The 1,407-nt window shown below is 49.1% G+C and carries 2 protein-coding genes; both read right to left on the bottom strand.

The features are described from left to right. A partial coding sequence (locus tag AC3AYF_RS20980) for an ATP-binding cassette domain-containing protein (protein WP_487780404.1) occupies positions 1-875 on the bottom strand: 875 nt, incomplete at its 3' end. Between the two features lie 315 nt (positions 876-1,190). Then, a partial coding sequence (locus AC3AYF_RS20985; RefSeq protein ID WP_487780405.1) for a transporter suffix domain-containing protein occupies positions 1,191-1,407 on the bottom strand: 217 nt, incomplete at its 5' end.

Here is a 1,407-nt window from a genome sequence, read left to right on the forward strand (position 1 = left end):
TCAGCAATAACCCCTAAATCATGCGTGATCAAGATGATAGCCATTCCATTGTCATTTTGTAATTCCGACATAAGTTCAAGGAGTTGTGCCTGATTGGTAACATCTAATGCTGTTGTCGGTTCGTCAGCGATCAAAATTTTCGGTTCGCACGCCAGGGCGATGGCAATCATGACCCGTTGGCGTTGTCCACCGGACATTTGGTGCGGATAGTCATCGACCCGGGCCTGTGGATCGTTTAGCTTGCGCCTGGCCATGGTTCGCAGCGCCAGACGATCTTGGGGGGCGCGCAATCGATCGACGTTGCTGAGTACAAACACCCACTTGCCATATCGGTTGGGCTCCAGATAATGCCACTGATCTTCTTTCTGGAAATAGCCAGTGGTAAAAAAGGTGACTACTCGGTCTAGGTCATAATAGCCACCGATACCTAGTACGAAGTCCACCCGTTTGCGGATCGAGGGCTCGAGCGCCGCCAGTACAGCTAGACCCACCGCATAGCTGAAAGCACCGATCCCAGCAGGGCTCTGGCTTTGTAATTCGGGTCGTGATAGCAAATGAACAAAAGCATCCACCAGACCTTGCACATCTTCTGATCGCACCTTGAGCGCGCGCAGGTTAGGCAGGTCCGGCACCAGCACTAGAAAGCGGGCGCGGGCCAGTGTGGAGGCAAAAGCTATCAGGCGGGGATCGTTCTTGCCTGTCTCGACTAGCCCAGGAGTCAAGACTAGCGTGGCAAGTGGTGGTTGCGCTGGTTGGTACAAGTCGCCCCGATACGTTCGACCCTGCACAACATAGACTACCTCTCGGCGCAGGGGCGTTGGCGTGACTTCCTTGAGGCGGCTCTCTCCGATAAGTTTGGCCAGATCTTCCAGCACCCACGCTGCCTCGTCATCTGGCAAAACAGTACAGCCGTTCAACAGTAGCAGGACGATAAGAAAACCAGTCCTCCACGATAGGATAAACGTATGTGGGCTCCAATTCATTTCGCCCTCTGAGTTGATTCAGTGAATGCAATAATATTCTACTATTGTACTTTTTCAGGCAAATATTTTTGCTTCTCCATTGTACCAATGGAATAGCTTTAATTCCGGGTCAAAATTGGTGGCGTAGTTGGTCGTTATACTGAGATGAGTGTATACACTACCCCCAATTATCCAAGAGAGGGCAGCAGCCAAAATATCCCTCGGTGGTTAAAATTTAATCCCTCCGTCACCTTTATCATTACGTTTAAATTTACCTTTGATATTCTCCCACACCTCTTTGCCGAGTAAAACAATTGAAGCCCAAAACAACAGTTCACCAGAAATAATTAGAAAAGTAGTTGCCTCCGCGACTTGCGCTTTGGATATATCTATAAAAGGAAGTAGAGCAATTGCACCCCAAGGAACAAATGATAAAACTAAAAAT

This window comes from Salinicola sp., assembly GCF_982684285.1.